Origin of the sequence: Mycobacterium sp. HUMS_12744610, from assembly GCF_041206865.1 — a bacterium.
GTDB classification, from domain to species: domain Bacteria; phylum Actinomycetota; class Actinomycetes; order Mycobacteriales; family Mycobacteriaceae; genus Mycobacterium; species Mycobacterium servetii.
Genome location: NZ_JBGEDP010000001.1, coordinates 2,980,188 through 3,004,963 on the forward strand (window position 1 = coordinate 2,980,188; position 24,776 = coordinate 3,004,963).

General features: G+C 70.3%; 25 protein-coding genes and 2 pseudogenes. 16 read left to right on the plus strand and 11 right to left on the minus strand.

Features of this window, described 5'->3' with window-relative positions:
• Window positions 1–13: 13 nt before the first annotated feature.
• Window positions 14–1,498 (plus strand): acetyl-CoA acetyltransferase, encoded by a 1,485-nt coding sequence (locus tag AB8998_RS14640; protein ID WP_369738563.1) that lies wholly within the window; start codon window positions 14–16, stop codon window positions 1,496–1,498.
• A 107-nt stretch (window positions 1,499–1,605) separates the two neighbouring features.
• On the plus strand, window positions 1,606–3,741 hold the full coding sequence (locus tag AB8998_RS14645; protein ID WP_369738564.1) for an NAD-dependent epimerase/dehydratase family protein: 2,136 nt from the start codon (window positions 1,606–1,608) through the stop codon (window positions 3,739–3,741).
• A gap of 10 nt (window positions 3,742–3,751) precedes the next feature.
• Here the strand turns inward: AB8998_RS14645 and AB8998_RS14650 are convergent, their stop codons facing one another.
• From AB8998_RS14650 to lon, 5 genes and pseudogenes are all read right to left on the minus strand, one after another.
• A complete protein-coding gene (locus tag AB8998_RS14650) occupies window positions 3,752–4,477 on the minus strand; it encodes a DUF72 domain-containing protein (protein WP_369738565.1) in 726 nt (241 codons plus the stop codon).
• A gap of 7 nt (window positions 4,478–4,484) precedes the next feature.
• Window positions 4,485–5,120 carry an HhH-GDP family DNA glycosylase gene (locus AB8998_RS14655; protein WP_369738566.1) on the minus strand — a complete coding sequence of 212 codons (636 nt, stop codon included), beginning with the start codon at window positions 5,118–5,120 and terminating at the stop codon, window positions 4,485–4,487.
• A gap of 42 nt (window positions 5,121–5,162) precedes the next feature.
• Window positions 5,163–5,488 (minus strand): annotated as a pseudogene (locus tag AB8998_RS14660) (TfoX/Sxy family protein).
• 10 nt (window positions 5,489–5,498) lie between these two features.
• Window positions 5,499–5,903 carry a nitroreductase family deazaflavin-dependent oxidoreductase gene (locus AB8998_RS14665; RefSeq protein WP_369738567.1) on the minus strand — a complete coding sequence of 135 codons (405 nt, stop codon included), beginning with the start codon at window positions 5,901–5,903 and terminating at the stop codon, window positions 5,499–5,501.
• A gap of 14 nt (window positions 5,904–5,917) precedes the next feature.
• Complete coding sequence (gene lon / locus AB8998_RS14670) at window positions 5,918–8,239, minus strand: endopeptidase La (protein ID WP_369741577.1); 2,322 nt, start codon at window positions 8,237–8,239, stop codon at window positions 5,918–5,920.
• 151 nt (window positions 8,240–8,390) lie between these two features.
• On the opposite strand from lon, the gene AB8998_RS14675 reads away from it, so the two are divergent.
• Window positions 8,391–9,521 (plus strand): phytanoyl-CoA dioxygenase family protein, encoded by a 1,131-nt coding sequence (locus AB8998_RS14675; RefSeq protein WP_369738568.1) that lies wholly within the window; start codon window positions 8,391–8,393, stop codon window positions 9,519–9,521.
• A 3-nt stretch (window positions 9,522–9,524) separates the two neighbouring features.
• Here the strand turns inward: AB8998_RS14675 and AB8998_RS14680 are convergent, their stop codons facing one another.
• A complete protein-coding gene (locus AB8998_RS14680) occupies window positions 9,525–10,763 on the minus strand; it encodes an alpha-hydroxy acid oxidase (protein WP_369738569.1) in 1,239 nt (412 codons plus the stop codon).
• 72 nt (window positions 10,764–10,835) lie between these two features.
• On the opposite strand from AB8998_RS14680, the gene AB8998_RS14685 reads away from it, so the two are divergent.
• Both AB8998_RS14685 and AB8998_RS14690 read left to right on the plus strand, forming a co-directional pair.
• A complete protein-coding gene (locus tag AB8998_RS14685; RefSeq protein ID WP_369738570.1) occupies window positions 10,836–11,414 on the plus strand; it encodes a TIGR03086 family metal-binding protein in 579 nt (192 codons plus the stop codon).
• Window positions 11,415–11,433: 19 nt separating this feature from the next.
• The gene (locus AB8998_RS14690) at window positions 11,434–11,871 is read left to right on the plus strand and encodes a DUF1810 domain-containing protein (protein ID WP_369738571.1); all 438 of its coding nucleotides are present in this window, start codon (window positions 11,434–11,436) and stop codon (window positions 11,869–11,871) included.
• Here AB8998_RS14690 and AB8998_RS14695 read toward each other — a convergent pair.
• The 3 genes from AB8998_RS14695 to AB8998_RS14705 are packed head-to-tail and all read right to left on the minus strand — an operon-like array spanning window position 11,868 to window position 14,357.
• On the minus strand, window positions 11,868–13,178 hold the full coding sequence (locus AB8998_RS14695) for an alpha-amylase family protein (protein WP_369738572.1): 1,311 nt from the start codon (window positions 13,176–13,178) through the stop codon (window positions 11,868–11,870). The two genes, AB8998_RS14690 and AB8998_RS14695, sit on opposite strands and share 4 nt — an antisense overlap.
• A gap of 10 nt (window positions 13,179–13,188) precedes the next feature.
• The gene (locus AB8998_RS14700) at window positions 13,189–13,725 is read right to left on the minus strand and encodes an alkyl hydroperoxide reductase (protein WP_369738573.1); all 537 of its coding nucleotides are present in this window, start codon (window positions 13,723–13,725) and stop codon (window positions 13,189–13,191) included.
• Window positions 13,726–13,769: 44 nt separating this feature from the next.
• Window positions 13,770–14,357 carry a peroxiredoxin gene (locus AB8998_RS14705; protein WP_369738574.1) on the minus strand — a complete coding sequence of 196 codons (588 nt, stop codon included), beginning with the start codon at window positions 14,355–14,357 and terminating at the stop codon, window positions 13,770–13,772.
• 108 nt (window positions 14,358–14,465) lie between these two features.
• Here AB8998_RS14705 and AB8998_RS14710 point away from each other — a divergent pair, with 108 nt between their 5' ends.
• From AB8998_RS14710 to AB8998_RS14725, 4 genes are read left to right on the plus strand one after another with little or no spacing between them, the layout of a single operon-like run.
• Window positions 14,466–15,416, plus strand: a complete 951-nt coding sequence (locus AB8998_RS14710) for a hydrogen peroxide-inducible genes activator (protein ID WP_369738575.1) — start codon at window positions 14,466–14,468, stop codon at window positions 15,414–15,416.
• 24 nt (window positions 15,417–15,440) lie between these two features.
• Window positions 15,441–16,142, plus strand: a complete 702-nt coding sequence (locus tag AB8998_RS14715) for a hypothetical protein (RefSeq protein ID WP_369738576.1) — start codon at window positions 15,441–15,443, stop codon at window positions 16,140–16,142.
• A 9-nt stretch (window positions 16,143–16,151) separates the two neighbouring features.
• The gene (locus tag AB8998_RS14720) at window positions 16,152–16,595 is read left to right on the plus strand and encodes a TIGR03618 family F420-dependent PPOX class oxidoreductase (protein ID WP_369738577.1); all 444 of its coding nucleotides are present in this window, start codon (window positions 16,152–16,154) and stop codon (window positions 16,593–16,595) included.
• 23 nt (window positions 16,596–16,618) lie between these two features.
• Entirely contained in the window at window positions 16,619–17,371 is a 753-nt protein-coding gene (locus AB8998_RS14725) for an enoyl-CoA hydratase/isomerase family protein (RefSeq protein WP_369738578.1), read from the plus strand.
• Here the strand turns inward: AB8998_RS14725 and AB8998_RS14730 are convergent.
• Window positions 17,368–17,577, minus strand: a complete 210-nt coding sequence (locus AB8998_RS14730; RefSeq protein WP_369738579.1) for a (2Fe-2S)-binding protein — start codon at window positions 17,575–17,577, stop codon at window positions 17,368–17,370. The two genes, AB8998_RS14725 and AB8998_RS14730, sit on opposite strands and share 4 nt — an antisense overlap.
• Before the next feature lie 364 nt (window positions 17,578–17,941).
• Between AB8998_RS14730 and bfr the strand changes: the two genes are divergently transcribed.
• From bfr to AB8998_RS14755, 5 genes and pseudogenes are all read left to right on the plus strand, one after another.
• Window positions 17,942–18,439 carry a bacterioferritin gene (bfr, locus tag AB8998_RS14735; RefSeq protein WP_369738580.1) on the plus strand — a complete coding sequence of 166 codons (498 nt, stop codon included), beginning with the start codon at window positions 17,942–17,944 and terminating at the stop codon, window positions 18,437–18,439.
• A gap of 86 nt (window positions 18,440–18,525) precedes the next feature.
• Window positions 18,526–19,020, plus strand: a complete 495-nt coding sequence (locus tag AB8998_RS14740; RefSeq protein ID WP_369738581.1) for a carboxymuconolactone decarboxylase family protein — start codon at window positions 18,526–18,528, stop codon at window positions 19,018–19,020.
• 38 nt (window positions 19,021–19,058) lie between these two features.
• The gene (locus AB8998_RS14745) at window positions 19,059–19,940 is read left to right on the plus strand and encodes a TIGR03854 family LLM class F420-dependent oxidoreductase (RefSeq protein WP_369738582.1); all 882 of its coding nucleotides are present in this window, start codon (window positions 19,059–19,061) and stop codon (window positions 19,938–19,940) included.
• 30 nt (window positions 19,941–19,970) lie between these two features.
• Window positions 19,971–21,322, plus strand: a pseudogene (locus AB8998_RS14750) (type I glutamate--ammonia ligase).
• Entirely contained in the window at window positions 21,319–22,428 is a 1,110-nt protein-coding gene (locus AB8998_RS14755) for an amidohydrolase family protein (protein ID WP_369738583.1), read from the plus strand. Before AB8998_RS14750 ends, AB8998_RS14755 begins: the two are co-directional and overlap by 4 nt.
• Here AB8998_RS14755 and AB8998_RS14760 read toward each other — a convergent pair.
• Window positions 22,425–23,153 carry a class I SAM-dependent methyltransferase gene (locus AB8998_RS14760; protein ID WP_369738584.1) on the minus strand — a complete coding sequence of 243 codons (729 nt, stop codon included), beginning with the start codon at window positions 23,151–23,153 and terminating at the stop codon, window positions 22,425–22,427. The genes AB8998_RS14755 and AB8998_RS14760 overlap by 4 nt on opposite strands.
• Before the next feature lie 338 nt (window positions 23,154–23,491).
• Between AB8998_RS14760 and AB8998_RS14765 the strand changes: the two genes are divergently transcribed.
• Window positions 23,492–23,773, plus strand: a complete 282-nt coding sequence (locus tag AB8998_RS14765; RefSeq protein ID WP_369738585.1) for a DUF732 domain-containing protein — start codon at window positions 23,492–23,494, stop codon at window positions 23,771–23,773.
• 360 nt (window positions 23,774–24,133) lie between these two features.
• Window positions 24,134–24,769: a helix-turn-helix domain-containing protein gene (locus AB8998_RS14770; protein WP_369738277.1), complete on the plus strand. Its 636-nt coding sequence runs from the start codon at window positions 24,134–24,136 to the stop codon at window positions 24,767–24,769.
• Window positions 24,770–24,776 lie beyond the last annotated feature (7 nt).

Consider the following 24,776-nt stretch of genomic DNA (forward strand, 5'->3'; position numbering starts at 1 on the left):
CTAGGTTCGGTCTATGACCGTCGACCCCAGGACACCGGTGTTGGTCGGCTACGGCCAGGTCAACCACCACGACGAGATCGACCCGCACCGGCGATCCGTCGAACCGGTGGACCTGATGGCCGCCGCGGCCGGGCAGGCCGCCGAGGCCCGGGTGATCGAGGCGGTGGACTCCGTTCGCGTGGTCAACGTGCTGTCGGCCCGCTATCGCGATCCCGGCCTGCTGCTCGGGCAGCGGATCGGCGCCGCGAACTTCACCACCCTGTACAGCCCGATCGGCGGCAACGTGCCGCAATCGCTGGTCAACCAGGCCTGCCTGGACATTCAGCGGGGCAACGCCGGGGTGGTGCTGCTCGCCGGCGCCGAGACCTGGCGCACCAGAACCGGGCTGAAGTCGCTGGGCGGCAGGCTGGTGTGGACAGTGCAGGACGAATCCGTGCCGATGGCGGAGGTCAGCGGCGAGGATGTCCCCATGGCCGGCGAGGCCGAGCTCAGGATCCGGCTCGACCGCCCGGCGTACGTCTACCCGCTGTTCGAGCAGTCGCTGCGCATCGCCAACGGCGAGTCGATCGAGGACCACGCCGAGCGGATCGGGCGGCTGTGGGCCCGTTTCAACGCCGTCGCGGTCGGCAACCCCCACGCCTGGATCCGCACCCCGATGACCGCCGAGGAGATCCGGCAACCCGGGCCGCGGAACCGCATGGTCAGCTGGCCGTACACGAAGCTGCTGAACTCGAACAACATGGTCGACCAGGGGGCCGCGCTGGTACTGACCTCGGTGGAGCAGGCGAGGCGCCTGCAGATCCCCGCCGAACGGTGGGTGTACCCGCACGCGGGCACCGACGCCCACGACACTCCGGCCATCGCCGAGCGCGACGAGTTGCACCGGTCGCCGGCCATCCGGATCGCCGGGGCCCGGGCGCTCGAACTGGCCGGGCTCGGCGTCGACGACGTCGACTTCGTCGACCTGTACTCGTGTTTCCCCTCGGCGGTCCAGGTCGCCGCGGGCGAACTGGGGTTGAGCGTCGACGATCCGTCCCGCCCGCTCACCGTGACCGGCGGGCTGACCTTCGCCGGCGGCCCGTGGAGCAACTACGTCATGCACTCCATCGCCACCGCCGCCGAGTTGCTGGTGGCAAACCCCGGTCGGCGGGCGCTGATCACCGCCAACGGCGGCTACCTGACCAAGCACAGCATCGGTGTGTACGGCACCGAACCGCCGGACGAATTTCGGTGGGAGGACGTCCAGGCGGCGGTGGATCGGGAACCGACCCGCAAGGCGTTGGTGGAGTGGGACGGCGTCGGGACCGTCGAGGCGTGGACGACACCGTTCGACCGGGAGGGACGGCCGGAGAAGGCCTTCGTGGCCGTGCGCACGCCGGACGGGGCGCGCACCTTGGCGGTGATCGCCGATGCCGACGCCGCGGCGGCGACCGTGCGTGAGGACATCGGTGGCGCCGAGGTCGCCGTCGCCGCGGACGGCAGCGCCACCCTGCGGTAATTCTCAACCGCATCGCGGCAGACCAGGGCGCCGCGGATGCGGTAACGGTCGCGTAAGTGACGGCGACGTGCCTATTGTCGAGTGTGACGTTGGGAGGGGTGAGCCCAGTGCAGATCCTGGTTACCGACGCCACCGGCACAGTCGGGCGGCTGGTCGCGCGCCAGCTGCTGGCTGCCGGGCACAGCGTCACCGGTATCGCCGAGCGCCGGCACGCCGCCCTGGATCCGGGGGTGGAGTTCGTGCGCGCCCCGCTCAGCGACCCGGTGTTGCAGGAGCTGACCGACGAGGCCGACGCCGTGATCCACTTGGCCCCGGTCGATCCCACCGCACCCGGCAACGCGGACATCGGCGGGCTCGCCCGGGTTACCGACGCGGCGGCCCGCTCCGGGGCCCGCCTGCTGTTCGTGTCCCAGGCCGCGGGCCGGCCCGACCTGTACGAGCCGGCCGAGGCGCTGGTGGCCACGAGCTGGGGCCCGACGTTGGTGGTCCGGGCCGCCCCCCCCGTCGGCCGCCAGCTCGACTGGACGGTGTGCCGCACCGTGGCCACGCTGCTGCGCGCCAAGGTCTCCACCCAGCCGATCCGGGTGCTGCACATCGAGGATCTGGTGCGTTTCCTGGTGTCGTCGCTGAACACGGACCGGACCGGTGTGGTGGACCTGGCCACCCCGGACACCATCAACGTCGTCACCGCGTGGCGGCTGCTGCGGTCGGTGAACTCGCGGTCGCGTCTGCACCGGCTCCGCGGCTGGCCGCAGCTGGCTCCCGAAATGGATATCTCTGCAGCACAAGAGGATTGGATTTTCGAGTGCGGCTGGCAGGCGTTCGACGCGATCGCCGACACCGCGCGCGGGCTCGTCGGCCGCCGGCTCGAAGCCACCGGTGCGCCCGACCACGGAAGCCAATTGCCGCTGCCGGTCGAGGTTTTGCCGCGCCCGTCGGCCGACGAGTTGCCCAGCGCCGCACCCGAGGGCCTCGAGGGCGAGTTCGACGACCGGATCGACCTGCGGTTCCCGGTCTTCAGCGCGAGCACTCTCGCCGAGGCACTGCCCGGCCCGCTGACGCCGATCACCTTGGACGTCCAGATGAGTGGCCTGCGCACGGCCGGCCGGGTGCTGGGAGAGGTGCTCACGCTCGGCGGCGTGGTCGGCGACGAGTGGGGGAGCCGGGCCGTCGCGGTGTTCGGCCACCGCCCCTACATCGGTGTTTCGACGAACGTTCTTGCTGCCGAACAACTTCCGGGCTGGGACCGGGAGGCGGTCGTGCGGCGCACGCTGGCCGGTCGGACCCAGGTGCCCAACCTGCTGCCGTTCGGTGAGCCCCAGTTGGCCGGCGGAGCACTGGGCTCGGTCGCCAAAGCGATCGTCGCGGCGCGGTCACTGGCCCTGTTGCGTCACCTCAAAGCCGACACGCAGGCCTACAGCGCGGCCGCCGGGGCGGAGCAGTTGGACGCGGCGCAGCTGGCCGCGCTGCCGGATTCCGGCCTGGTAGTTCGGGTTCCGCTGTTGCGCGACCGAATTCACCAGGGTTGGACCCTGACGGCGCTCTGGCTCATCGACACCGGCGTCACGGCGGCGGCGCTGGAACACACCCAGGCGGGCGGCAGCGTGTCCGGAATAGGCATGATCATGGAAAGCAACCGCATCGCCGCCGAAACCGCCGAACTGGCGGCCGTGCTGCGCGACGACCCGCCGTTGTGCGCCCTGGCCCGGGAAGGGAACGTCGGCAGCATCCGCGCGTTGTCCCCTTCCGCCGCAGCCAAATTCGATGCCGCGATCGCCCGGATCGGGCACCGCGGGCCCGGCGATGCCGAACTGGCCGCGCGGGTCTTCGGCGACGACCCGGAGATGCTGCTACAGACCGCCGCCCATTTCGCCGCCGCCGCGCCGCACGACCCGGAGGCAACGTCGGCGACCCTCGCACAACGCCTTGCCGATGCCGCCCGCGGCTCGCGGGAACTGGCCCACGACACCACTCTGCGATTCACCCACCAGCTTCGGCTGACGTTGCGGGAGTTGGGATCTCGGCGTGTCGACGCCGACCTGCTCGATGTCGCCGACGACGTGTTCTACCTGACCTGCGACGAACTGGTCAGCGTCCCGGCCGACGCCCGGTTGCGGGTCAAACGCCGCCGCGCCGAACGGGAACGCCTGCAGGCCCAGCGCCCGCCCGAGGTCATCGACGGAAAGTGGACGCCCGTCGATCAGGACCCGGATTGCACGGACGCCCCGGCGGAGAACGAGTGATCGCTCCCGTTCAACTCAGTAGTCCGCGCAGAAAGAGCGCGTTGCGCACGGCGTGACCACCCAGGTCGTTGTTGAAGTACATCCACACGTCGCGGCCGTCGACGTCCCATTCCGTTATGTGCGCCACCCACCGCCGCAACTCCGCTTGCGGATACGAGCCCGCATACATCGCGTCCGGATCCGGCCCGTGCATCCGTACGTACACCAAATCCGTGGTGGCCCGCGGGATACACGGCAGACCGGCTCCGCTCATCACCACGTAGGCGGCCCGTCGGCTTTCCAGCAGCGCGAACACCGCCGCGTCGTTCCAGGTGGGGTGCCGCAACTCGACGGCCACCCGGATCGACGGCGGCATGGCTTGCAGGAAGGCGTCCAGGCGCGCGTCATCGCGCTGCTGTGCGGGATGCAGTTGGACCAGCAGCACGCCGTGGCGGTCACCGAGCAGATTCCAGCAGCGTTCGAACCGTTCGATCCAGGGCTCCGGCGAGGCCAGCCGACGGTAGTGCGTGAGCCCGCGGTGCGCCTTGACCGACATGGTGAAGCCCGCCGGCAACTGATCGCGCCACGCCGCGAACGTCGCATCCTTGGGCCACCGGTAAAAACTCGCGTTCAGCTCGACGGTGTCGAAAACCTCGGCATAGCGCGCCAACCGGCGCGCGGCCGGCAGACCGGGCGGGTAGAGCACATCCACCCAGTGGTTGTAGGACCATCCGGACGTGCCGATCCGAACGGTCACCGCCGGGTCAACCGGTCACCTGCCGGCGCACGTCGTCGTCCAGCGACACCCTGACGAGCGCTGCCGCCAGCCGCGAACAGCTGCGCGGCGCAAGGTCTTTGAGCTCGCCGGGCGTGGTGGGCAAACCCAGATCCTTTGCCGCGCCGGTGGCGCGGTCATCGTAGTACGGCTTCACCCACGGCCAGACGTCCTGCACCTCGCGTAGGTAGACGTCGGCGCCGGTGTCGCCGATTCCCTTGAACGTCTTGAGCAGACGCTTTGCCGCGGCCGCGTCGTGCTCGCTGCGCCCGGCGAGCTCGCGCAGATCACCGGAATACTCGTCGCGCACCTTCTCGGCCATCTCGGTCAGCCGGGTGGCCGAACTCTCGTCGTAGCGGGCGTAACTCGCCCTGCCGAACGCGTCGATCATGGTCTGGCGATCCGCTTCCAGGACGGCCCGAGGCGTGCGCAGGCCGGCCTTGAACAGTTCCCGTGCGGCGCCCATGGCAATGGACGCGTCGATCGGCTTGCTGGCGAGCATGCACAGCACCAAGAGCTGGAACAGCGGCATCGGCTTGTCTTCGAGCTTGATGTCGGCCTCGGCCGCATAGGTGGTCCCGGCGACCTCGAGCAGCCGGCGCGACACTTTCTTCGGCCCGTCCATGTCACGTCGCGTACCCGCACCGTGCCCGGGCAAACGACGCGGTCATTTGGGCGGCAGGCCGCGCGCATACCCCACCGCGCGGTCGACCCAGGTGCGGAGCTGGCGTGCGGTCCGCACGCCGGGGGTGTCGACGCGCAGCCAGCCGCGAGTCTCGCGCCCGGCCATCACCATGGGGCCGACATGCGCGCGCCCCGCCAGTTGGTCGGTGTCGCCCGGCGGCACCCGCACCAGCAGGCCACCCTGGCCGCTGACGGCCACGCACATTCGATCAGGAACGCCAGACCGCCGAACATCCACTTCTCCTCGATGCCCCGCTCGGCGCCGAGGAGTTCGCGGATCCCGTCGGCCAGGCCTTCGTCGTAGGGCATGGGGCCGGTCTCAGTCCAGATCGATCCGGATGGTCAGCAGGTCGCTGCCCATCAGGCGCACGACCGCGCTGTTGAGTGGGGGCAGGTTTCCCAGCCGCTGCACCGGGTCGTCGTCGGGTAACGGGTGAGCCGTTCCATTGCGCCACTTACCGCCGAGGCGCACCCGCACGGCCGGGTTGGCCTTGATGTTGCGGACGTAGTCCGAATGCTCGCCGTGTTCGGAGACCATCCAGAACCGGTCGTCCACGACGCGCCCGCCGACGGCGGTGCGCCGGGGCTTTCCCGACTTGCGGCCGGTCGTCTCGATCATGGTCACCGGCAACTGCCGGCCCACCGGGTTGACAACGAGCCGTTGCACGCGATGCACGATCTGCCGTTTGAGGTTATTGAACGCCGGGCGTGACGCGGATGTCACGCCCGGCGTTGCGATCAGGCCGCCTGTGCGACGGTCCCGGTCACCGGTTCGAGCGCCTGCGCGACGATCTCGGCGACGTCGACCATCGGCCGCACGTCCAGGGTTTCGAGCACCTCCGCGGGCACGTCATCGAGGTCCGGCTCGTTGCGCGCCGGGATGAAAACCGTCGACAGGCCGGCACGTTGGGCGGCGAGCAGCTTCTGCTTCACCCCGCCGATCGGGAGCACCCGTCCGTTCAGGGTGACCTCGCCGGTCATGCCGACGTCGGAGCGCACCTGACGTCCGGTGGCCATCGACACCAGCGCGGTCACCATCGTGACGCCGGCAGACGGGCCGTCCTTGGGCACCGCACCGGCGGGCACATGCACGTGGATGCGCCGGTCCAGCGCCGTCGGGTCGACGCCCAGGGCCGCGGCGTGCGAGCGCACATAGGACAGCGCGATCTGCGCGGATTCCTTCATCACGTCGCCCAGCTGGCCGGTCAACTGCAACCCGGGCTCACCGTCGGTGGCGCCAGCCTCGATGTAGAGGACGTCGCCGCCCAGGCCGGTGACGGCCAGGCCGGTGGCCACGCCGGGCACCGCCGTGCGTTCGGCCGACTCGGGCGTGAACCGCGGGCGGCCCAGGTAGTCAACGAGATCCGGCTCGTCGACGGTGGTCGGCTCGGCGTTGTCCGCCAGCTTCGTCGCCACCTTGCGCAGCGCCTTGGCCAGCAGCCGTTCGAACTGCCGCACCCCCGGTTCGCGGGTGTAGTCGGCGGCGATCTTGCGCAGCGCGGCGTCGGTGACGGTCACCTCGTCGTCGCTCAGCGCCGCCCGTTCCCGCTGCCGGGGCAGCAGGTAGTCGCGCGCGATGGCCACCTTGTCGTCCTCGGTGTAGCCGTCGATCTCCACCAGTTCCATGCGGTCCAGCAGCGCCGACGGGACGTTCTCGATCACGTTGGCGGTGGCCAGGAACACGACGTCGGACAGGTCCAGGTCCAGATCGAGGTAGTGGTCCCGGAAGGTGTGGTTCTGCGCCGGGTCGAGGACCTCGAGCAGCGCCGCACTCGGGTCGCCGCGGTAGTCGGAGCCGACCTTGTCGATCTCGTCCAGCAGCACGACGGGATTCATCGAACCCGCCTCGCCGATGGCCCGCACGATCCGGCCCGGCAGCGCACCGACGTAGGTGCGCCGGTGTCCGCGGATCTCGGCTTCGTCGCGCACCCCGCCCAGGGCGACGCGCACGAACTTGCGGCCCAGCGCCCGCGCGACGCTCTCGCCCAGCGACGTCTTGCCGACGCCGGGCGGACCGGCCAGCACCATCACCGCGCCAGAGCCACGCCCACCGACGACCTGCAGCCCGCGCTGGGCGCGGCGCGCACGCACGGCCAGGTATTCCACGATGCGGTCCTTGACGTCGTCCAGCCCGTGATGGTCGGCGTCCAGGACCTCCCGCGCGGCCTTCAGATCCGTCAAATCCTCGGTGCGCACGTTCCACGGCAGGTCCAGCACGGTGTCCAGCCAGGTGCGGATCCAGCCGCTCTCCGGGCTCTGGTCGCTGGAGCGTTCCAGCTTGCCGACCTCGCGCAGCGCGGCCTCGCGCACCTTGTCGGGCAGGTCGGCGGCCTCCACCCGGGCTCGGTAGTCATCCGAACCGTCCGGCTCGTCCTCGCCCAGCTCCTTGCGGATCGCCGCGAGCTGCTGGCGCAGCAAAAACTCCTTCTGCGTCTTCTCCATCCCCTCGCGCACGTCCTCGGCGATCTTGTCGCTGACCTCGACCTCGGCCAGGTGCGTGCTCGTCCAGTCGATCAGGACGCGCAGCCGCTCGGCAACGTCCACGGTTTCCAGCAGCTGCCGCTTCTGCGCGGCGCTCAGGTAGGACGCGTAGCCGGAGGTGTCGGCCAGCGCCGAGGGGTCGGTCAGGCCGTTGACGTAGTCGACGATCTCCCAGGCCTCGCGCCGCTGCAGCATGGCCAGCAGCAGCTTGCGGTATTCCGCCGCCAGCGCCTTGGCCTCGTCGGTGATCTCCGTGTCGGTGACCTCGGTCACCTCGACCCACAACGCGGGGCCGGGCCCGGAGGCCCCCGCCCCGATCTGGGTGCGGCGCTCACCGCGCACGACGGCGGCGGTGCCGCCGCCCGCGATGCGGCCGACCTGCAGGATCTTCGCGATCACCCCGTGCGAGGGGTACCGGTCCTCGAGCCGGGGGGCGATCAGGAGCTGCCCCGACTCGCTGGCCTGGGCGGCGTCGATCGCCGCGCGCGCGGCCTCGTCGAGCGCGATCGGCACCACCATTCCCGGCAGGACGATCGTGTCGGTGACGAACAGCACCGGAACTGACATGGCGTCGGCCATCAAATCCTCCAAAAACTTGAGTTCGATGCGCTCAACCCCGCTGGCCGCCGGTTTGTTCCCGGCGGGTGCCTTTGCGGCCGCCGGGACACCGCTCACCGCCCGCGCCCGGGCAGGGGTGTGCGGGAGGACCGCTGAGCCGCATAATCGGCCAGTGGCACTGGCACGTCTCGCCCCCTCGTCGCTCGATCCGGAGATCCTCGAGTCCGCGGCCAGGGATCTCGCGCCGACTGGCGCGATCACGTTTCTCGTCGGCGGGGACGCCGTCACCTACACCGTCGACGGGCCGACGATCCGCGTCGACGACGGGCGGGCCACCGGCGACACGGTCGTGCGCCTGTCCCGGCAAACCTGGGACGACATGACCGGCCAGGTCCGCACGATCATGAATCTGTTGCTCAGCGACGACCTGGCCTTCGACCGGGGCGGATTCGAGCAGCTGGCCGACTGGGACCCGGTGCTGCGCTACCTGCACGCAGGCATCCCGCCCTACGATCCGGCGCGAACAGACCTCGAAGGGCGTGACCCGTTCGCCGCGTACACCCTCGACGCGCAGGACGCCGAACTGGCCGCGCAGCTGCGCACCATGGGTTACCTGCACGTCAAGGGCGTCTTCACCGGCGCGGAGATGGAGGCCGCCAACCGCGAGGTCGACGGCCTCGCCGCGTCCGCCCGTCCCGGGGACGACCTGTCGTGGTGGGTCACCGGCGAGGACGGCGACGGCGTCCCGTGCCGGCTGGTGTACGCGACGCTGCGGTCGCCGGTTCTCGCGATGCTCGAAGCCGATCCGCGGGTGCGCAGGCTGGGCACCCTGCTCGACCCCGCGCTGCGCGCCGCGCCCGACCGGATGGAGGGCAGCGCGGTGCTGCTCAAGGTGCCGGGCAACACCGGCGGACTGTCCAACATCCCGTGGCACCAGGACTGCGGGATGGGCGGGCACGCCATCATGTGTCCCGCGGTCAGCGTCGGGATCCAGCTCACCGGCTCGGACGCCTTGACCGGCAACCTGCAGGTGCTGCCCGGCAGCCACGGCCAGGCCATCCACTACCGCTGGCAACAGCGGCTCGAAGGGGTGCCGGTGGTGAGCATCGACACGGCCCCCGGCGACGTCACCGTGCACGTGCAGGACCTCATGCACGCCTCGCCGCGGCCAACCGGCGCCGGCGGGCGTCGCACCATGTACGTCACGCACTACCCGCCGGCGCTCTGGGAGCACGTCGGGCCGGGCCAGGCCTACAACGACCTGGTGCGCAACCGCACCGAACAGATCGCTCGCCTGCGGTAGCCTTCACGACGCGACGGGCCCCAGCCGCCGCAGTTGCGTCACGTGCCGGGGCGAAAGCTCCTCGAGACAGGTGACTCCGAGCAGGCGCATCGTGCGCAGCACCCCTTCTTCGAGGATCTGTATCGCGCGGGCCACGCCGGCCTCGCCGCCGGCCATCAGGCCGTAGAGGTAGGCCCGCCCCACCAGGGTGCACCGCGCCCCCAGCGCGATCGCGGCCACGATGTCGGCGCCGGCCATGATGCCGGTGTCCACCAGGATCTCGGCGTCCTTGCCGAACTCGCGCGCCACCGCGGGCAGCAGGTGGAAGGGCACCGGCGCGCGATCCAGTTGCCGGCCACCGTGATTGGACAACACCATGCCGTCGACGCCGCGCTCGACCACGGCGCGCGCGTCGTCGAGCGTCTGGATCCCCTTGACGACGAGCTTGCCGGGCCACCGGGCCTTGATCCACTCGAGGTCGTCGAAGGTGAGGCTGGGATCGAACATCGTGCTCAGGTACTCACCGACAGTGCCCGGCCAGCGATCCAGCGACGCGAACGCCAGCGGCTCGGTGGTCAACAGGTCGAACCACCATCTCGGGTGCGGCACCGCGTCGAGCACGGTCCGTAGCGTCAGGGTCGGCGGGATCGTCATCCCGTTGCGGTTGTCGCGCAGCCGTGCGCCCGCGGCCGGGACGTCGACCGTGACCAGCAGCGTGTCGAAACCGGCGTCGGCCGCGCGCTGCACCAGCGCCATCGAGCGGTCGCGGTCGCGCCACATGTAGAGCTGAAACCACTTGCGGCCCAGCGGCGCAGCGGCCACCAGGTCTTCGATCGCGCAGGTACCCAGGGTGGACAGCGAGAACGGGATCCCGGCCCGAGCCGCCGCCCGCGCCCCGGCGATCTCACCCTCGGTGTGCATCAGCCGGGTGAACCCCGTCGGCGCGATCCCGAACGGCAGGGCCACCGGCCGGCCCAGGACGTCCCGGCCCGCCGTCACGTTGCTGACATCCCGCAGGATGGTCGGGTGGAACTCGATGTCGCGGAACGCTTGTCGCGCACGCTGGATCGACAGCTCCTCCTCGGCGGCGCCGTCGGTGTAGTCGAACGCCGCCCGCGGGGTGCGGCGTGCGGCGAGGCGGCGCAGGTCTTCGATGGTGTAGGCGGCCTCGAGGCGGCGCCTGGTGCGGTCGAACTCGGGCCGCTTGAACTTGATCAGCGGCGCCAGGTCGCGGACCCTGGGCACCCGTCGCTTGACCGCCATGCCTACCAGTGTGCAACCGGCCGCCCGGGCGTGACGCCGGCCACCCCAACCCCCGCGACTACCATGCGCGTCATGAGTGCTACGACCGCGCGGATCGGCACGATGGCAAGCGAGGCGATCGACCTGCTGATCGGCGCGGTCGAACGGATTCCGCCCGAAAGCTGGGACCGTCCGTCCAACTTGGCGGGCTGGAGCCTGCGGGAACTGGTCGGGCACGCCACCGGCAGCGCGGCGAAGATCGTCGCCCACCTCGAGGGCGGGGAAGTGAGCCGCGGCCCCTCGGAGCCGGCCGACTGGGTCTGCGGGGACCCGCCGGCGCGACTGCGCGAGCTGGCGGCCCGGATGCGCGACGAACTGCCGCGCGCCGGCTGGGAGGCGCCACGCCCCTCGCCCGAGGGACAGGTTCCGCTGCACCGGGCGCTGGTCTACCCCGTGTCGGACCTGGCACTGCACAGCTGGGACGTGGACCGCTCCCAGGGCCGACTCGTGGAGTTGCCCGAGGACCTGCTGACGCTGTGCCGCGAGCTGGTGGAGGCGCTGCCCGAGCAGGCGCTGCGCCGCCCTGGCGGGTTCGGGCCGGCTCGACCCGCCCCGCCGGGAGCGACGCCGACCGCCCGGCTCATGGCCTTCCTCGGGCGTGCGGTCGACTGAGCAAGGCATTCTGTCACCCATGGAATCAGCACCCGACCCCTACGACCTCAAACGCTTCCTCAAGGCGCAGGCCCCCGTCTACCACGCCGTCATCGAGGAGTTACGCGAGGGACGCAAGCGAACCCACTGGATGTGGTTCGTCTTTCCCCAGTTGCGCGGCCTGGGCAGCAGCGAGATGGCGCAGCGCTACGGGATCTCCTCGCTGGGGGAGGCACGCGCTTACCTACGCCACTACCGACTCGGCGCACGACTGCGCGAGTGCACGCAATTGGTCAACCAGGTCCAGGGCCGTTCGGCAACCGAAATCTTCGGGTCGCCCGACGACCTCAAGTTGTGTTCTTCGATGACGCTGTTCGCCGCCGCCACCGACGACAACGAGGACTTCGTCGCGCTGCTCGACAAGTACTACGACGGTCGGCGGGATCAGTCGACTCTGGAACGACTGGGCTCCGTCTAGGCGCGGCTCAGGATCCGCCACCCGTGCGGCTCGACCACCACCTCGTCGACGATCTCCTGCGGCGGCGCCGACGAGCCCGCCTCCACACGCGCGCGTCCGGCGCCCAGTTCGTCCGCCGCCAGGCTCAGCGGCTCGTCGTCGAGGTTGAGCGCGACCAGCAAAGCGTGCTCACCGCTGCGCGTCTCGTAGACGTAGTGCAGGTTCGACAGCCGCACCGCGCTCGTCGACGCCGCGTGCAGCCACGGGTGGCGGCGTCGCAGACCGAGCAGATATTGGTGCAGGCCCCACACCTCGGCGCCGAAGGCATCCAACGGCACTGGGGGAGAGCCGAACTCGGGACGCACCGCGTCGTCACCGCCGAACCGCTCCTCCTTTACGCCGCGGAAACCCAGCTCGTCGCCGGCGTACACGCTGGGCACGCCGCCGATGGTGAGCAGCACCACCAGCGCGTGAGCCAGATGCTCGCGCCGCTCGATCCGGCTGGAGATGCGCGTGACGTCGTGGTTGCCGACGAACGTCAGCGGGGGGAAGCGGGCCAGGAACTCGTTGTGCCGCTGCAGCGCCCAGTCCAGCTCGAAGAAGTTGCCGTCGTTGAGGCTGCTCCAGATCGCCTTCCACAGCTCGTACTGGGTGGCCGAGTCGAACCCGGCCTCCTCGACCATCGCGGCGTAGTCGCCGTGGATGAGCTCCCCGACGAACCACGCGTCGGGGTGGCGTTCGCGCACGCGAGGCAGGGTAGCGGCCCAGAAGCGTTGCGGCACGGCGTATGCCGCGTCGAGCCGCCAGCCGTCCGCGCCCCGGCCCAGCCAGTGGGCCATCACGGCGGCGGTGTAGTCGACCACCTCGGGGTTGTCGTGGTTGAGGGTGACGAGCCCGGAGTGACCCTCGAAAGTGTGGAAGCGGCCCGGACGGCCGCGGAACCAGCGCGCCGCGGCGTCGTCGTGCTGGGCCTCGCGATACTTCGGGAAGTCCACACCCACGTGGTTGAACACGCCGTCGAGCAGCACCCGCAGGCCGCGGCGATGTGCTTCGGCGACAACGTAATCGAAGTCGGCGTCGTCCCCGAGCCGCGGATCGATGCGGTAATGGTCGGTGGTGTCGTACCCGTGGGTGCGCGAGGCGAAGATCGGCCCCAGCGCCACCCCCGACGCCCCCAGTGCGATGGCGTGGTCGAACCAGTCGACGAGCCGCCGCAGCCGGTGTTGATCCGGCTGCGGCGGCTCACCTGACGTGGGGAACGCGCCGACGAAACCCAGCGGGTAGACCTGCCACCAGATCGCGTGGCCCACCCAGGCGGGTCTCCTCACGAGACCACGATCAGCCGACACCGGCCAGTGTCTCGGCGACGATGATCGCCTGCGCCACACCGGAGATGATCGCGGCCACCTTCAACGCCTCCTGGATGGCCTCCCGGCCCAGCCCCGCCTCGCGCAGCGTGTGCTCATGGGAGGCAACGCAATCCGGGCAGCCGTTGATCGTCGACACCGCGAAGCACCACAGCTCGAAGTTCGCCTTCGCCACGCCGGGATTGGCGATGATGTTCATCCGCAATCCCGCACGCAGGTCGTCGTACTTGCCCTCGAGGAAGCCCCGACCACGGTAGAACACGTTGTTCATGCCCATGATCGAGGCCGCCCCGAGTGCCGCATGGTATGCCTCGGCGGACAGGGTGTCGGCCGCTTCGGCACCGATCTCGGCCAATACCTGGGTATTCCGGGTCGCCGCGGCGCTGGCCAGCAGGGTGCCCCACAGCTGTTCCTCGTTGAGCTCCGTGCTGCGCGCGATGGAGCCGAGGTTGAGCTTGAGGTCCTTGGCGTACTCGGGCAGCGCGTTCTTGAGGTTTTCGACGCTCATGTCGCCTCCTAACCAGGCATGTCGAGCCGGAATTCAGGCCGTGATCAGACGGACGCCTTGAGCAGCTCGGCGGCGTTCAGCGTCGGGTCGCCCTTGCGCCAGTTGCAGGCGCACAGCTCGTCGGACTGCAGCGCGTCCAGGACCCGCAGCACTTCCTCGACGTTGCGGCCCACGGATCCCGCGGTCACGGAGACGAACTGGATCTCGTTGTTGGGGTCGACGAGGAACGTGGCTCGGTCGGCCACACCGTCGGAGTTGAGCACTCCGGTCGCCAGGCACAGCTCCCGCTTGATGTCCGAGAGCATCGGGAAGGGCAGCGCCTTGAGGTCCTCGTGCTGCGCGCGCCAGTTGAAGTGCACGAACTCGCTGTCGATCGAGACGCCGAGCACCTGGGCGTCGCGGTCGGCGAACTCGTCGTTCAGCTTGCCGAACGCCGCGATCTCGGTGGGACACACGAAGGTGAAGTCCTTCGGCCAGAAGAAGACCACACGCCACTTACCCGGGTGGTCGTCGCTGCTGATGGTGGTGAAGTAGTCGGCGGGATCCTGGGCGTCCACCTTGGACAGGTCACCGGGAATCAGCGCAGTGAGCTGGTAGGTGGGGAACTGGTCGCCGATCGTCAGCAATGACATATCGCTCCTTTGGCTGGGTGTCGCAATGGGGTTTGGGGGTTTCCTGACTCCATGTTGCCGTCACGGGACTGTGAAGTAAAGGTGATTTTTCACACTATACTGATAAGTATGACCGATAAGAATTATCAGCCGACGATCGCCGGGTTGCGCGCGTTTGTCGCGGTGGCCGAGAAGCGGCACTTCAGCAGCGCCGCGCCCGCCCTGGGGGTAAGCCAGTCAACCTTGTCGCAGGCGCTGGCGGCCCTGGAGAACGGGCTGGGCACCCAGCTGATCGAACGGTCGACGCGGCGTGTCTTCCTGACCCCGGAGGGCGCGGAGTTGCTCCCGCACGCCCAGTCCGTGGTGCATGCGGTGGACGCGTTCACCGCTGCCGCGGCGGGCACCGCCGACCCCCTGCAGGCCAGTCTGCGACTGGGCCTGATCCCGACGGTGGCGCCCTACGTGCTGCCCACGGTGCTGGCCGGGGTCGCCGAGCGGCTTCCCGACCTGACCTTGCGGGTGATCGAGGACCAGACCGAGCGGCTGCTGGCGGCGCTGCGCGAAGGCGGGCTGGATGCGGCGCTGATCGCGCTGCCCGCCGATGCCGCCGGCATCACAGCGATCCCGATCTACGACGAGGACTTCGTGCTCGCGCTGCCCCCCGGGCACCCGTTGTCGGGCCGGCGACGGGTCCCGACGACGGCGCTGGCGCAGCTGCCGCTGCTGTTGCTCGACGAGGGTCACTGCCTGCGCGATCAGGCGCTGGACGTCTGCCGGATGGCGGGTGTGCGGCCGGAGCTGGCCAACACGCGGGCGGCGTCGCTGTCGACCGCGGTGCAGTGCGCGACCGGCGGGCTGGGCGTGACCCTGATCCCGCAGACGGCCATCCCGGTCGAGGCGGCGAGAAGCCGGCTGGGGCTCGCCGAGTTCGCCACGCCCCGCCCGGGCCGGCGGATCGGCCTGGTGTTCCGCGCCTCCAGCGGACGCCACGAGTCCTACCGGCGGCTGGCCGGGATCATCGGCGGGCTGATCGGCTCCGAACACCGGGTGCGCCTCGTGAAAGGCGAACCCATCGAGTAACCCGGACGACTGTAGGTTCTGCGTATGGAGAAGGTGATCGCGGTACTGATGCGGCCCGACGCGGACGACGAATGGTGCGCCCGCCAGCGGGGCCCCGTTACCGAGGAGCTGTTGGGGTTGGGGGTGGCGGGGCTGGCCGTCAACGTCCGCGACGGCGTGGTGCGCCACTCGCTGATGACGCTGACGACGCTGGACCCGCCGGTGGCCGCGGTGGTGAGCCTGTGGACTCAGCAGTGCTACGGCGAGCAGGTCCAGGCGGCGCTGCGACTGCTCAGCCGCGAATGCGACCGGCTCGCCGCCTACCTGGTGACCGAGTCCGTCCCACTCGTGGCTCCGGCGGTCGAGCCCGGCGCTCGCACACCGGGTTTGGCCAACGTGGCGTTGCTCCGCCGGCCCGCCGGCATGGACCAGGCGACCTGGCTGGCCCGCTGGCAGGGTGACCACACGTCAGTGGCCATCGAGACCCAGTCGACGTTCGGCTACACGCAGAACTGGGTGGTACGCACCCTGACAGAGGGTGCGCCCGAGATCGCGGCCATCGTCGAGGAGCTGTTCCCCGCCGAGGCGATCACCGACCTGAAGGCGTTCTTCGGCGCCGCCGACGACGCGGACCTGCAGGACCGCCTCGGCCGGATGGTTGCCAGCACAAGCGCATTCGGCGCCAACGAGAACATCGACACGGTGCCGACCAGCCGGTACGTCCTGACCACCCCGTTCAAGGAGTAAGGAGCGCGCATGACGACACTGCGCGACGCCGTGGCGCTGGCGGCGGGGGAGAGCGGGCTGGCGGTGGTGTCCACCGTCCGCGCCGACGCCACCGTGCAGGCGTCGCTGGTCAACGTCGGCCTGCTGGCGCACCCGGCGACCGGTGAACCCGCGCTGGGTTTTGCGACGTACGGCAGAGTCAAGCTCGCGAACCTGCGGGCGCGCCCGCAACTGGCCGTCACGTTCCGCAACGGATGGCGGTGGGCGACGGTCGAGGGCCGCGCAGAGCTGGCCGGGCCCGACGACACCCCGCCCTGGCCGGTCGACGCCGACCGGCTTCGGCTGCTGCTGCGCGAGGTGTTCACCGCCGCGGGCGGCACCCACGACGACTGGGACGAATACGACCGCGTGATGGCCGCGGAGCGCCGCGCCGTGGTGCTGATCGCACCGACCCGCGTCTACGGCAACGCCTGACCGGCAAACGTTAGGCTGCAGCGGTGATGCTGCAGATCGACGACGACAAGCGGGTGCGGACGCTCACCCTCAACCGGCCCGAGGCGCTCAACGCCTTCAACGAGGCTCTCTACGACGCCACGGCCGAGGCGCTGCTGGCCGCCGCCGACGATCCCGCGGTCGCCGTCGTCCTGCTGACCGGCACGGGCCGCGGCTTTTCCGCCGGCACGGATCTCACCGAGATGCAGGCCCGCATCACCGACCCGGGTTTCACTCCCGGAACGCACGGCTTCACCGGACTGATCGAGGCGCTCAGCGCGTTCTCCAAGCCCCTGATCTGCGCCGTCAACGGAGTCGGGGTGGGCATCGGCGCCACGATCCTGGGCTACGCCGATCTGGTGTTCATGTCGTCGACCGCCCGGCTGAAGTGTCCGTTCACCAGCCTGGGCGTGGCCCCCGAGGCGGCGTCGTCATACCTGCTGCCGCAGCTGGTCGGCAGGCAGAACGCCGCCTGGCTGTTGATGTCCTCGGAGTGGGTCGACGCCGACGAGGCGTTGCGCATGGGCCTGGTCTGGCGGGTCTGCGAGCCGGAGCAGCTGTTGCCCGAAGCGCGTCGGCACGCCGAGATTCTTGCCTCCCGGCCGATCTCGAGCCTGATGGCCGTCAAGCACACGATGGTCGAGCCGATGCGCCCGGAGATCGCGGCCGCCAGTGCGCGCGAGAACGCCCACTTCGCCGAGCTGATGGGGGCGCAGGCCAACGCCGCGGCGCTGGCCGACTTCAACAAGGGGCGCTAACGCGCCGACGCGGACTCCAGTTCGGCTTCCCGGTCGCCGTCCCGTTGGGCCGACGCGGCGATGATCGCCCGCAGCGTGCGCCTGCACCGCCCGCAGTCGACGCCGGCGCCACACGCGGCGGCAACCTCTTTCGACGTCGACGCCCCGCGCGCGACGCACTCGGACACGGTGTGGTTGGTGACCCCGACACACAGGCACACGTACATCAGCACACCCTCCGCACGCCGGCAGCGTCTCCTTCGTGACAAGCCCCGAAAACCAGCCCGCGCGACCGCGTTTCGGCCTCACCCAAGCCATCCCGCCGCAACGAGGGCCGAGGTGCAGGTGCCGAGCGCATAGGTCGCATATTAGTGGAGTCTAACCTAAGTCGATTAGTTGAGTCTAACCTAACCCGGGTGTTATGTGGGTCACTCTCAGCAACGGCCGCCACGCAATGAGCGCAGCCATACCTTCCTGGCAGATCGCTCCGCGGCATGGCAAAGTGCGAGTACAGGCGGCTTTGGGGGGCTACAGCCCAGCCTTCCTTGCCCCGGTCAGAACATGTCGGCTTTCACACCCTAAGGAGTGACCGTGCAAGGTGATCCGGACGTTTTGCGCCTGCTCAACGAGCAGTTGACCAGCGAGCTCACCGCCATCAACCAGTACTTCCTGCATTCCAAGATGCAGGACAACTGGGGTTTGACCGAGGTGGCCAAGCACACCCGCGAGGAGTCGTTCGACGAGATGCGGCACGCGGAGGCGATCACCGACCGCATCCTGCTGCTCGAAGGCCTGCCCAACTACCAGCGCCTGTTCTCGCTGCGCGTCGGGCAGACGCTGCGCGAGCAGTTCGAGGCCGACCTGGCGATCGAGCACGAGGTGCTGGACCGCCTCAAGCCGGGCATCATCATGTGCCGCGAGAAGCAGGACACCACCACCGCCAACCTCTTCGAGCAGATCGTGGCCGACGAGGAACTGCACGTCGACTACCTCGAGACACAACTCGAGTTGATGAACAAGCTCGGCGAGGAGCTCTACCTGGCGCAGTGCGTGTCCCGCCCGCCGGGCTCGCAACAGAACGGGGGTTAAGCGCGGCTCCGGGGCGCCCCGAGGCCGCCGCCGGCCGGGACTGGAACGTGTTCCAGAAATAGTCGCCGCGGGCGTACGATCCTGCCATGAGCCGAATCGGAACATTCGCCGACGACGACATAGCCGGCTGGTTCACCAAATCTCCTGACCTCGGTGGCGCCCTCGGCGGCTTCAGCCAGGCGGTCTACACCAAGAACCGGCTGCCGCTGCGCACCCGGGAGCTCGCCCGCGCGGTCATCGCCCACAACAACGAGTGCATCGTCTGCGTCAACACCCGCGACGCCGACGGCCCGGCGGCCGGCGTCGACGAGGAGCTCTACGACCACGCGCCCGAGTGGCGCACGTGGCCCGGCTACAGCGAGCAGGAGCAGCTGGCGGCCGAGTTCGCCCACCGGTTCGCCACCGAGCACACCGCGCTGCGCGACGACGAGGACTTCTGGAGCCGCTGCTCGCAGCACTTCTCCGACGAGTTGCTGGCCGACCTGGCCATCTCGTGCGCGCTGTGGGTCGGCATGGGACGGGTGTTGCGCACCCTGGACATCGGCCAGGCCTGCAAGCTGACGCTGCCCAGCCGCGCATAGGCCGCTCGGGCGTTGTCAGCTGGGCCGCCGGGCCGCCGGTGAAGATCCGTTTCGGCGTCGGGCTGGGCGCGACCACCGCGCCCGGCGAGCTCGCCGGCATCGTCGACCATCTGGAGAGCAGCGGGGTGGACTCGCTGTGGTTCTCCGAGCTGGTGTACTCCCCGGCGGTGGACCCGGTGGTCGGTATGGCGTACGCGCTGGCCCGGACGGCGCGGCTGAAGGTCGGCACGTCGGTGGCCGTGCTGCCGGGGCGGCACCCGGTGCTGGTCGCCAAGCAGCTGGCCTCCCTGGCGGCCGTCGCGCCCGGGCGGGTCCTGCCCGTCTTCGGCCTGCGTTCGGCGATACCGGCCGAGCGCGAGTTGTTCGTGGTTCCCGACGGGAAACGGGCGGCGGTGTTCGACGAGTCGCTGCGGGTGTTGCGCTCGGCCCTGCTCGACGGCTCGGCCGGCCACGCCGGCGAGTACTTCACCGTGAGCTCGGCCGCGGTCGCGCCGCGGCCGTCGCCCCCGCTGGACATCTGGCTGGGCGGCTCGGCGCCGGCGGCGTTCCGGCGCATCGGCGCGCTGGCCGACGGCTGGCTGGGCAGCTTCCTGACCCCGGACGAGGCGCGGGCCGGGCGCGTGGCCATCCAGGCCGCGGCGGCGCAGGCGGGACGCCGGATCGACCAGGACCACTTCGGCATCTCGTTGGCGGTGGCCGACGGGGAGTTGTCCCCGGGGCTGGTCGCGGTGGCGTGCCGGCGCCGTCCCGACGTCGACCCCGCCGAGCTGATCGCCGCCGACTGGGACGGGCTGCATCGCCAACTCGACGGCTACATCGCCGCGGGGTTGTCGAAATTCGTCATCCGGCCGGCGGGCGGCGCCCCGCTGGACGCGTTCATCGACCGCTTCGTCGCCGAGTTGCTCGACCGCCAGAACTGATCCGGCGCTCCGGGCTGCACAATGACTGCCATGACCGGCACCCCGCTCGCCGCCGCGGCGATCGCCCAGCTCGAGGCCGAAGGCGTCGACACCGTCATCGGCACCGTCGTCAACGCGGCGGGGCTGACTTTGGCCAAGACGGTGCCGATCCGGCGCACCAACACCTTCGCCGACCCCGGGCTGGGCGCCAGCCCCTCCTGGCACGGCTTCGCGATCGACCAGACCGGCATCGCCTTCACCGACGACATCGGCGTCGTCGGCGATCAGCGCCTGCGCATCGACCTGTCGGGGCTGCGCATTGTCGGCCACGGGCTGGCCTGGGCGCCCGCCGCCTTCTACGAGCAGGACGGCACGCCCGTGCCCGCGTGTGGCCGCGGCACGCTCGGCCGGATCGAGGCCGCGCTCACCGAGGCCGGCATCGAGGCGCTGATCGGCCACGAGATCGAGTTCCTGCTGGTCGATCCCGCCGGGGACAGGCTGCCCTCGGCGCTCTGGGCGCAGTACGGGCTGGCCGGCGTCCTCGAGCACGAGGCGTTCGTGCGCGACGTCAATTCCTCGGCCACGGCCGCCGGGATCGCGATCGAGCAGTTCCACCCCGAATACGGGGCCAACCAGTTCGAGATCTCGCTGGCGCCGCATTCGCCGGTGGCCGCCGCCGACCAGCTGGTGCTGATGCGACTGGTCGTCGCCCGCGCCGCCCGCCGTCACGGGCTGCGCATCAGCCTGTCTCCGACACCGTTTGCGGGCAGCGTCGGATCGGGCGCGCACCAACACTTTTCGCTCACCATGCCGGAGGGGCCGCTGTTCTCCGACGGATCGGGCACCGAGGGCATGACCGCGGCCGGGGAGAGCGCACTGGGGGGGTGGTGCGCGGCCTGCGCGAGGCGCAGGGCGTGCTGTGCGGGTCGATCGTGTCCGGTCTGCGGATGCTGCCCGGCAACTGGGCCGGCGCCTACACGTGTTGGGGCACCGAGAACCGGGAGGCCGCGGTGCGCTTCGTCAGGGCAGGCCCCGGCACCGCGTACGGGGGCAACGCCGAGGTGAAGATCGTCGACCCGTCGGCGAACCCCTATCTGGCGTCCGCGGCGATCCTGGGCCTGGCGCTCGACGGGATCAAGAACCAGGTGCCGTTGCCGGCGCAGGCTACCGTGGATCCGGCGAAACTCTCCGAATCCGACCGCGACCGCGACGGCATCGCCGGGCTGGCCACCGACCAGGCCGAAGTGATTGCCGCGCTGGATGATTCGGCGTTGATGCGGGGAATCCTGGGCGACGCGGCCGTGGACGCGGTCGTCGCGGTGCGCCGCCTCGAGCATCATTACTACGGCGACCTCGGCCCCGAGCAACTCGCCGACAAGTTCCGGATGGCCTGGAGCCTGTGAGCGGGCTGGCGCGGCGCATCGACGACGCGGCGTTGATCGATCAGCACGTCCACGGCTGTTGGTTGACGGCGGGGGACCGGGCTCGGTTCGAGAACGCGCTGAACGAGGCCAACACCGGGCCGCTCGCCGAGTTCGACTCCGGGTTCGACTCCCAGCTGGGCTTCGCGATACGCGCTCATTGCGCCCCCGTCCTCGGGCTGCCCAGACACGCTGCGGCCGAAGAGTATTGGGAGCGCCGCAGCCGGTACAGCGAGATCGAGCTGGCGCGCCTTTTCCTGTCGTCGGCGGGGGTGAGCGACTGGCTGGTCGACACCGGGGTCGGCGGTGACGTCGCCGACGTGGCGGAACTGGAAGCGTTGTCGGGCAACCGTGCCCGCGAGATCGTCCGCCTCGAGGAGGTGGCCGAGCAGGCCGCGCAGGCCCCCGGCGACTACGCGGCGGCGTTCGGCGAGATCTTGCACCGGCGCGCGGCAGCGGCGGTCGGCACCAAGTCGATACTGGCCTACCGGGGTGGGTTCGACGGCGACCTGACCGAGCCGTCGGCCGCGGAGGTCGCCCGCGCCGCCGGCCGCTGGCGCGACCGGGGCGGGGTGCGGTTGGACGACCGCGTGCTGCTGCGCTTCGGGCTGCACCAGGGGTTGCGTCTCGGCCTGCCGCTGCAACTGCACGTCGGCTTCGGTGACCGGGACTGCGATCTGCACAAGGCCAATCCGCTTCTCCTGCTGGATTTTCTGCGGCAAACCGACACCCCGATCGTGCTGCTGCACTGCTACCCCTACGAGCGGGAGGCAGGCTACCTGGCGCAGGCGTTCAACCACGTCTACGTCGACGGGGGCCTGAGCATCAACCATCTGGGGGCCCGCGGACCGGCGTTCATCGCCCGGCTGCTGGAGATGGCGCCCTTCCGCAAGATCCTCTACTCGTCGGACGGGTTCGGGCCGGCGGAGCTGCACTTCCTCGGTGCCAGGCTGTGGCGCAACGGCATTCACCGGGTGCTGCGCGGCTTCGTCGACACCGGCGACTGGAGCGAGGCCGACGCGCTGCGGGTGGTCGACCTGATCGCCCGCGTCAACGCCACGCGCGTCTACCGCCTGGGCGCGCGCTAGTCGAGGCGCGTCGCCGCGACCACCCAGATCGGCATGTGGACCCGATAGTCGTGCAGCAGCGGCCCGATGACGGCGAGCTGATCCTGCAGCGGCTTCATCCGCCGCTCCCAGGCCGGGTCGGAGCCCACATTCTCCATGCGGGTCAGGGTTTCGGGCCCGAAGCGGGCAACGTAGGTGGAGGTTCCGAGGTGGTCGAGGCGCCACCGCCCCGCACCGAGCACGCGCTCGAAGTTGTCGGGCACCAACCCGTCCCACTGGATGCCGTTGACGTTGTGGCGGCCGAACTCGAACATGAACAGCCGCGCCCCCGGCGCGGTGGCCCGGTGCAGGGCCTGCACGTAGCGGGTCTGGATGTCCTCGTCGTCGAGGAAGACATGGTAGAAGGCGCTGTCGACGACCGTGTCGAAGCGGCCCTCGAAGCCGTCCAGTTCGGTGGCGTCGGCGACCTGGAAGTCCACCGCGACCCCGGCCTCGGCGGCCCTGCGCCTGGCCTGCTCGATCGCCGACGCCGACCCGTCGATCCCGGTGGTGGAGTAGCCCTTCGACGCGAAGTAGATGGCGTGATAGCCCGGACCGGTGCCCGGGTCGAGCACCCGACCGCGCAATCCGCCGAAGGCCACCAACTGCTGGACCACCGGTTGCGGCCCGCCGATGTCCCAGGGGACGCGGCTGGGCTCGGACTGCCCGTAGAGCGCTTCGAAATCCATGTGGGGCCGATCGCTCATCAGCTTCCCCTTTTGTAGACAGCTGCGTTCCCTAACACGGCCGAGCCTAACTCGCTGCGCCGGGGCCCGCCAGCGGAAGATTCACCTTGTCGGTCCCCGTGCGCACAATCGGAGCGTGAGCCGGGACGACGACACCGCCGAGGTAGTGGACGCCACGGAAGCGATCGACCCTCCACCGCCGTCCGTGTTGTACGCCTGGGGCGACGAACCCGAGCAGGCGTGGCGACACCACGGCTCGTCCCTGCCGCGCAGGCTGGCCGGCATCCACACCCGCGCCGAAAGCGGCGCCACCCCAGGCGCCTCCGCCGACCAAGGCAGCCCCGCCACCGGCGCGGCCGGTGCCACAGGTCCAGTCGGCACCGCCGGTCCCGCAGTTCCCACCCGAGGCCGAGCAGAGATCTGCCGATGCACTGCACAGCGACCACGGCACGTGGCTGCGAAATCCCCTGCACGCCAACGCGCAGGCGGAACAACTCTGCAGCGACCTGGCCGATGGCGGTCGCGTCGACGGCTACATCAGGGGAAAGATGCGCAAGAGTCCACAGCTGACGCCGCAGGAGGCGACGCGGGCGGTGTGGGACACCGTGGACGCCTACCGCCCGCGGTACGACGACAGATAGGGGAACCCGAGATGGCCGACGATGCACTCACCGCAGACTGGCCCGGCGTCACGCGCGACGGGGCACCCGAATCGACGAGCAGTTCGGACAAAGGTCCGAGCAAGTGCAGGATTCACACAACGCCGCTGCGCGTCGATCCGAGTGTGGCGCGACTCTTTGGGTGAGCACGGCGGGGTGGTGGTGCGTCATGTGGGTTGAGGACGGGCTGGGCGTGACGCCGACCGGCGGGCGGGTTGTGGGTGGTGCTGTCACGGTGAGGACGGTCGGTTTAGGGTCCGGGTGATCTTGAAAGTCGACGGCCCTTCCCACGTGCTTTGACTGGGCTACTGGGAAGGGCCGTCCGAACGCCCGGAGGCGTCGTTGCTCAGTGTAGGTGTCGATCCTGTTGTTGTTGAACGTCAGTTGCGCTCGGGCGTGCTGAGCTGCCCGCGGTGCGGGCAGCGGTTGGCGCCGTGGGGGCACGCCGCGCCGCGGTTTGTGCGTCGTGCGACGGCGGTGGTGGAGCGGATCTGGCCGCGGCGGGCGATCTGTTCGAGCGCGGCGGGCTGTGGCCGCTCACACGTGCTGCTACCCCGGTTCTGTCTGGGCCGGCGGGTCGACGCGGTTTCGGTGATTTGGGCGGCGCTGCTGGCCCGGGCGGCGGGTTGGGGGTGGCGGCGGATCTGCGCGGCGGCGGGTCGCCCGGCCTCCACGGTTCGGGGCTGGCTGTCGCGGTTTTGCGTGCATGCCGAGTCGATCCGGGTCGGGTTCGCCCGGCTGGAACGCCACGCCAATACCGGCGCCGACATGGATCGTCTGGCTCCTGCGGCAAGCCCGGTCGCCGATGCGGTCGCCCAGATCGGTGTGGCGTGCGCGGCGGTGCGCCGGGTGGCCGGTTCGGCCGTGTTCGAGGTGTCGGCGGCCGAGCTGGTGGCGGCGTGCTCGGGTGGCTGGCTGTTGGGGTCGGGGCCGCCGGCGGTGGCGGCGTTGTCGATCAACATGAGCCCGCGTCTGTGAACGGCCG

What these genes read in the sequence shown, in the direction of transcription:
- AB8998_RS14685 (WP_369738570.1), top strand. Translation starts at nt 10,836, where the DNA reads ATGAGTGCTACGACCGCGCGGATCGGCACGATGGCAAGCGAGGCGATC.
- AB8998_RS14720 (WP_369738577.1), top strand. Translation starts at nt 16,152, where the DNA reads ATGACGACACTGCGCGACGCCGTGGCGCTGGCGGCGGGGGAGAGCGGG.
- AB8998_RS14690 (WP_369738571.1), top strand. Translation starts at nt 11,434, where the DNA reads ATGGAATCAGCACCCGACCCCTACGACCTCAAACGCTTCCTCAAGGCG.
- AB8998_RS14740 (WP_369738581.1), top strand. Translation starts at nt 18,526, where the DNA reads ATGAGCCGAATCGGAACATTCGCCGACGACGACATAGCCGGCTGGTTC.
- AB8998_RS14710 (WP_369738575.1), top strand. Translation starts at nt 14,466, where the DNA reads ATGACCGATAAGAATTATCAGCCGACGATCGCCGGGTTGCGCGCGTTT.
- AB8998_RS14715 (WP_369738576.1), top strand. Translation starts at nt 15,441, where the DNA reads ATGGAGAAGGTGATCGCGGTACTGATGCGGCCCGACGCGGACGACGAA.
- AB8998_RS14655 (WP_369738566.1), bottom strand. Translation starts at nt 5,120, where the DNA reads ATGGACGGGCCGAAGAAAGTGTCGCGCCGGCTGCTCGAGGTCGCCGGG.
- AB8998_RS14730 (WP_369738579.1), bottom strand. Translation starts at nt 17,577, where the DNA reads ATGTACGTGTGCCTGTGTGTCGGGGTCACCAACCACACCGTGTCCGAG.
- lon (WP_369741577.1), bottom strand. Translation starts at nt 8,239, where the DNA reads ATGGCCGACGCCATGTCAGTTCCGGTGCTGTTCGTCACCGACACGATC.
- AB8998_RS14760 (WP_369738584.1), bottom strand. Translation starts at nt 23,153, where the DNA reads ATGAGCGATCGGCCCCACATGGATTTCGAAGCGCTCTACGGGCAGTCC.
- AB8998_RS14705 (WP_369738574.1), bottom strand. Translation starts at nt 14,357, where the DNA reads ATGTCATTGCTGACGATCGGCGACCAGTTCCCCACCTACCAGCTCACT.
- AB8998_RS14640 (WP_369738563.1), top strand. Translation starts at nt 14, where the DNA reads ATGACCGTCGACCCCAGGACACCGGTGTTGGTCGGCTACGGCCAGGTC.
- AB8998_RS14700 (WP_369738573.1), bottom strand. Translation starts at nt 13,725, where the DNA reads ATGAGCGTCGAAAACCTCAAGAACGCGCTGCCCGAGTACGCCAAGGAC.
- AB8998_RS14680 (WP_369738569.1), bottom strand. Translation starts at nt 10,763, where the DNA reads ATGGCGGTCAAGCGACGGGTGCCCAGGGTCCGCGACCTGGCGCCGCTG.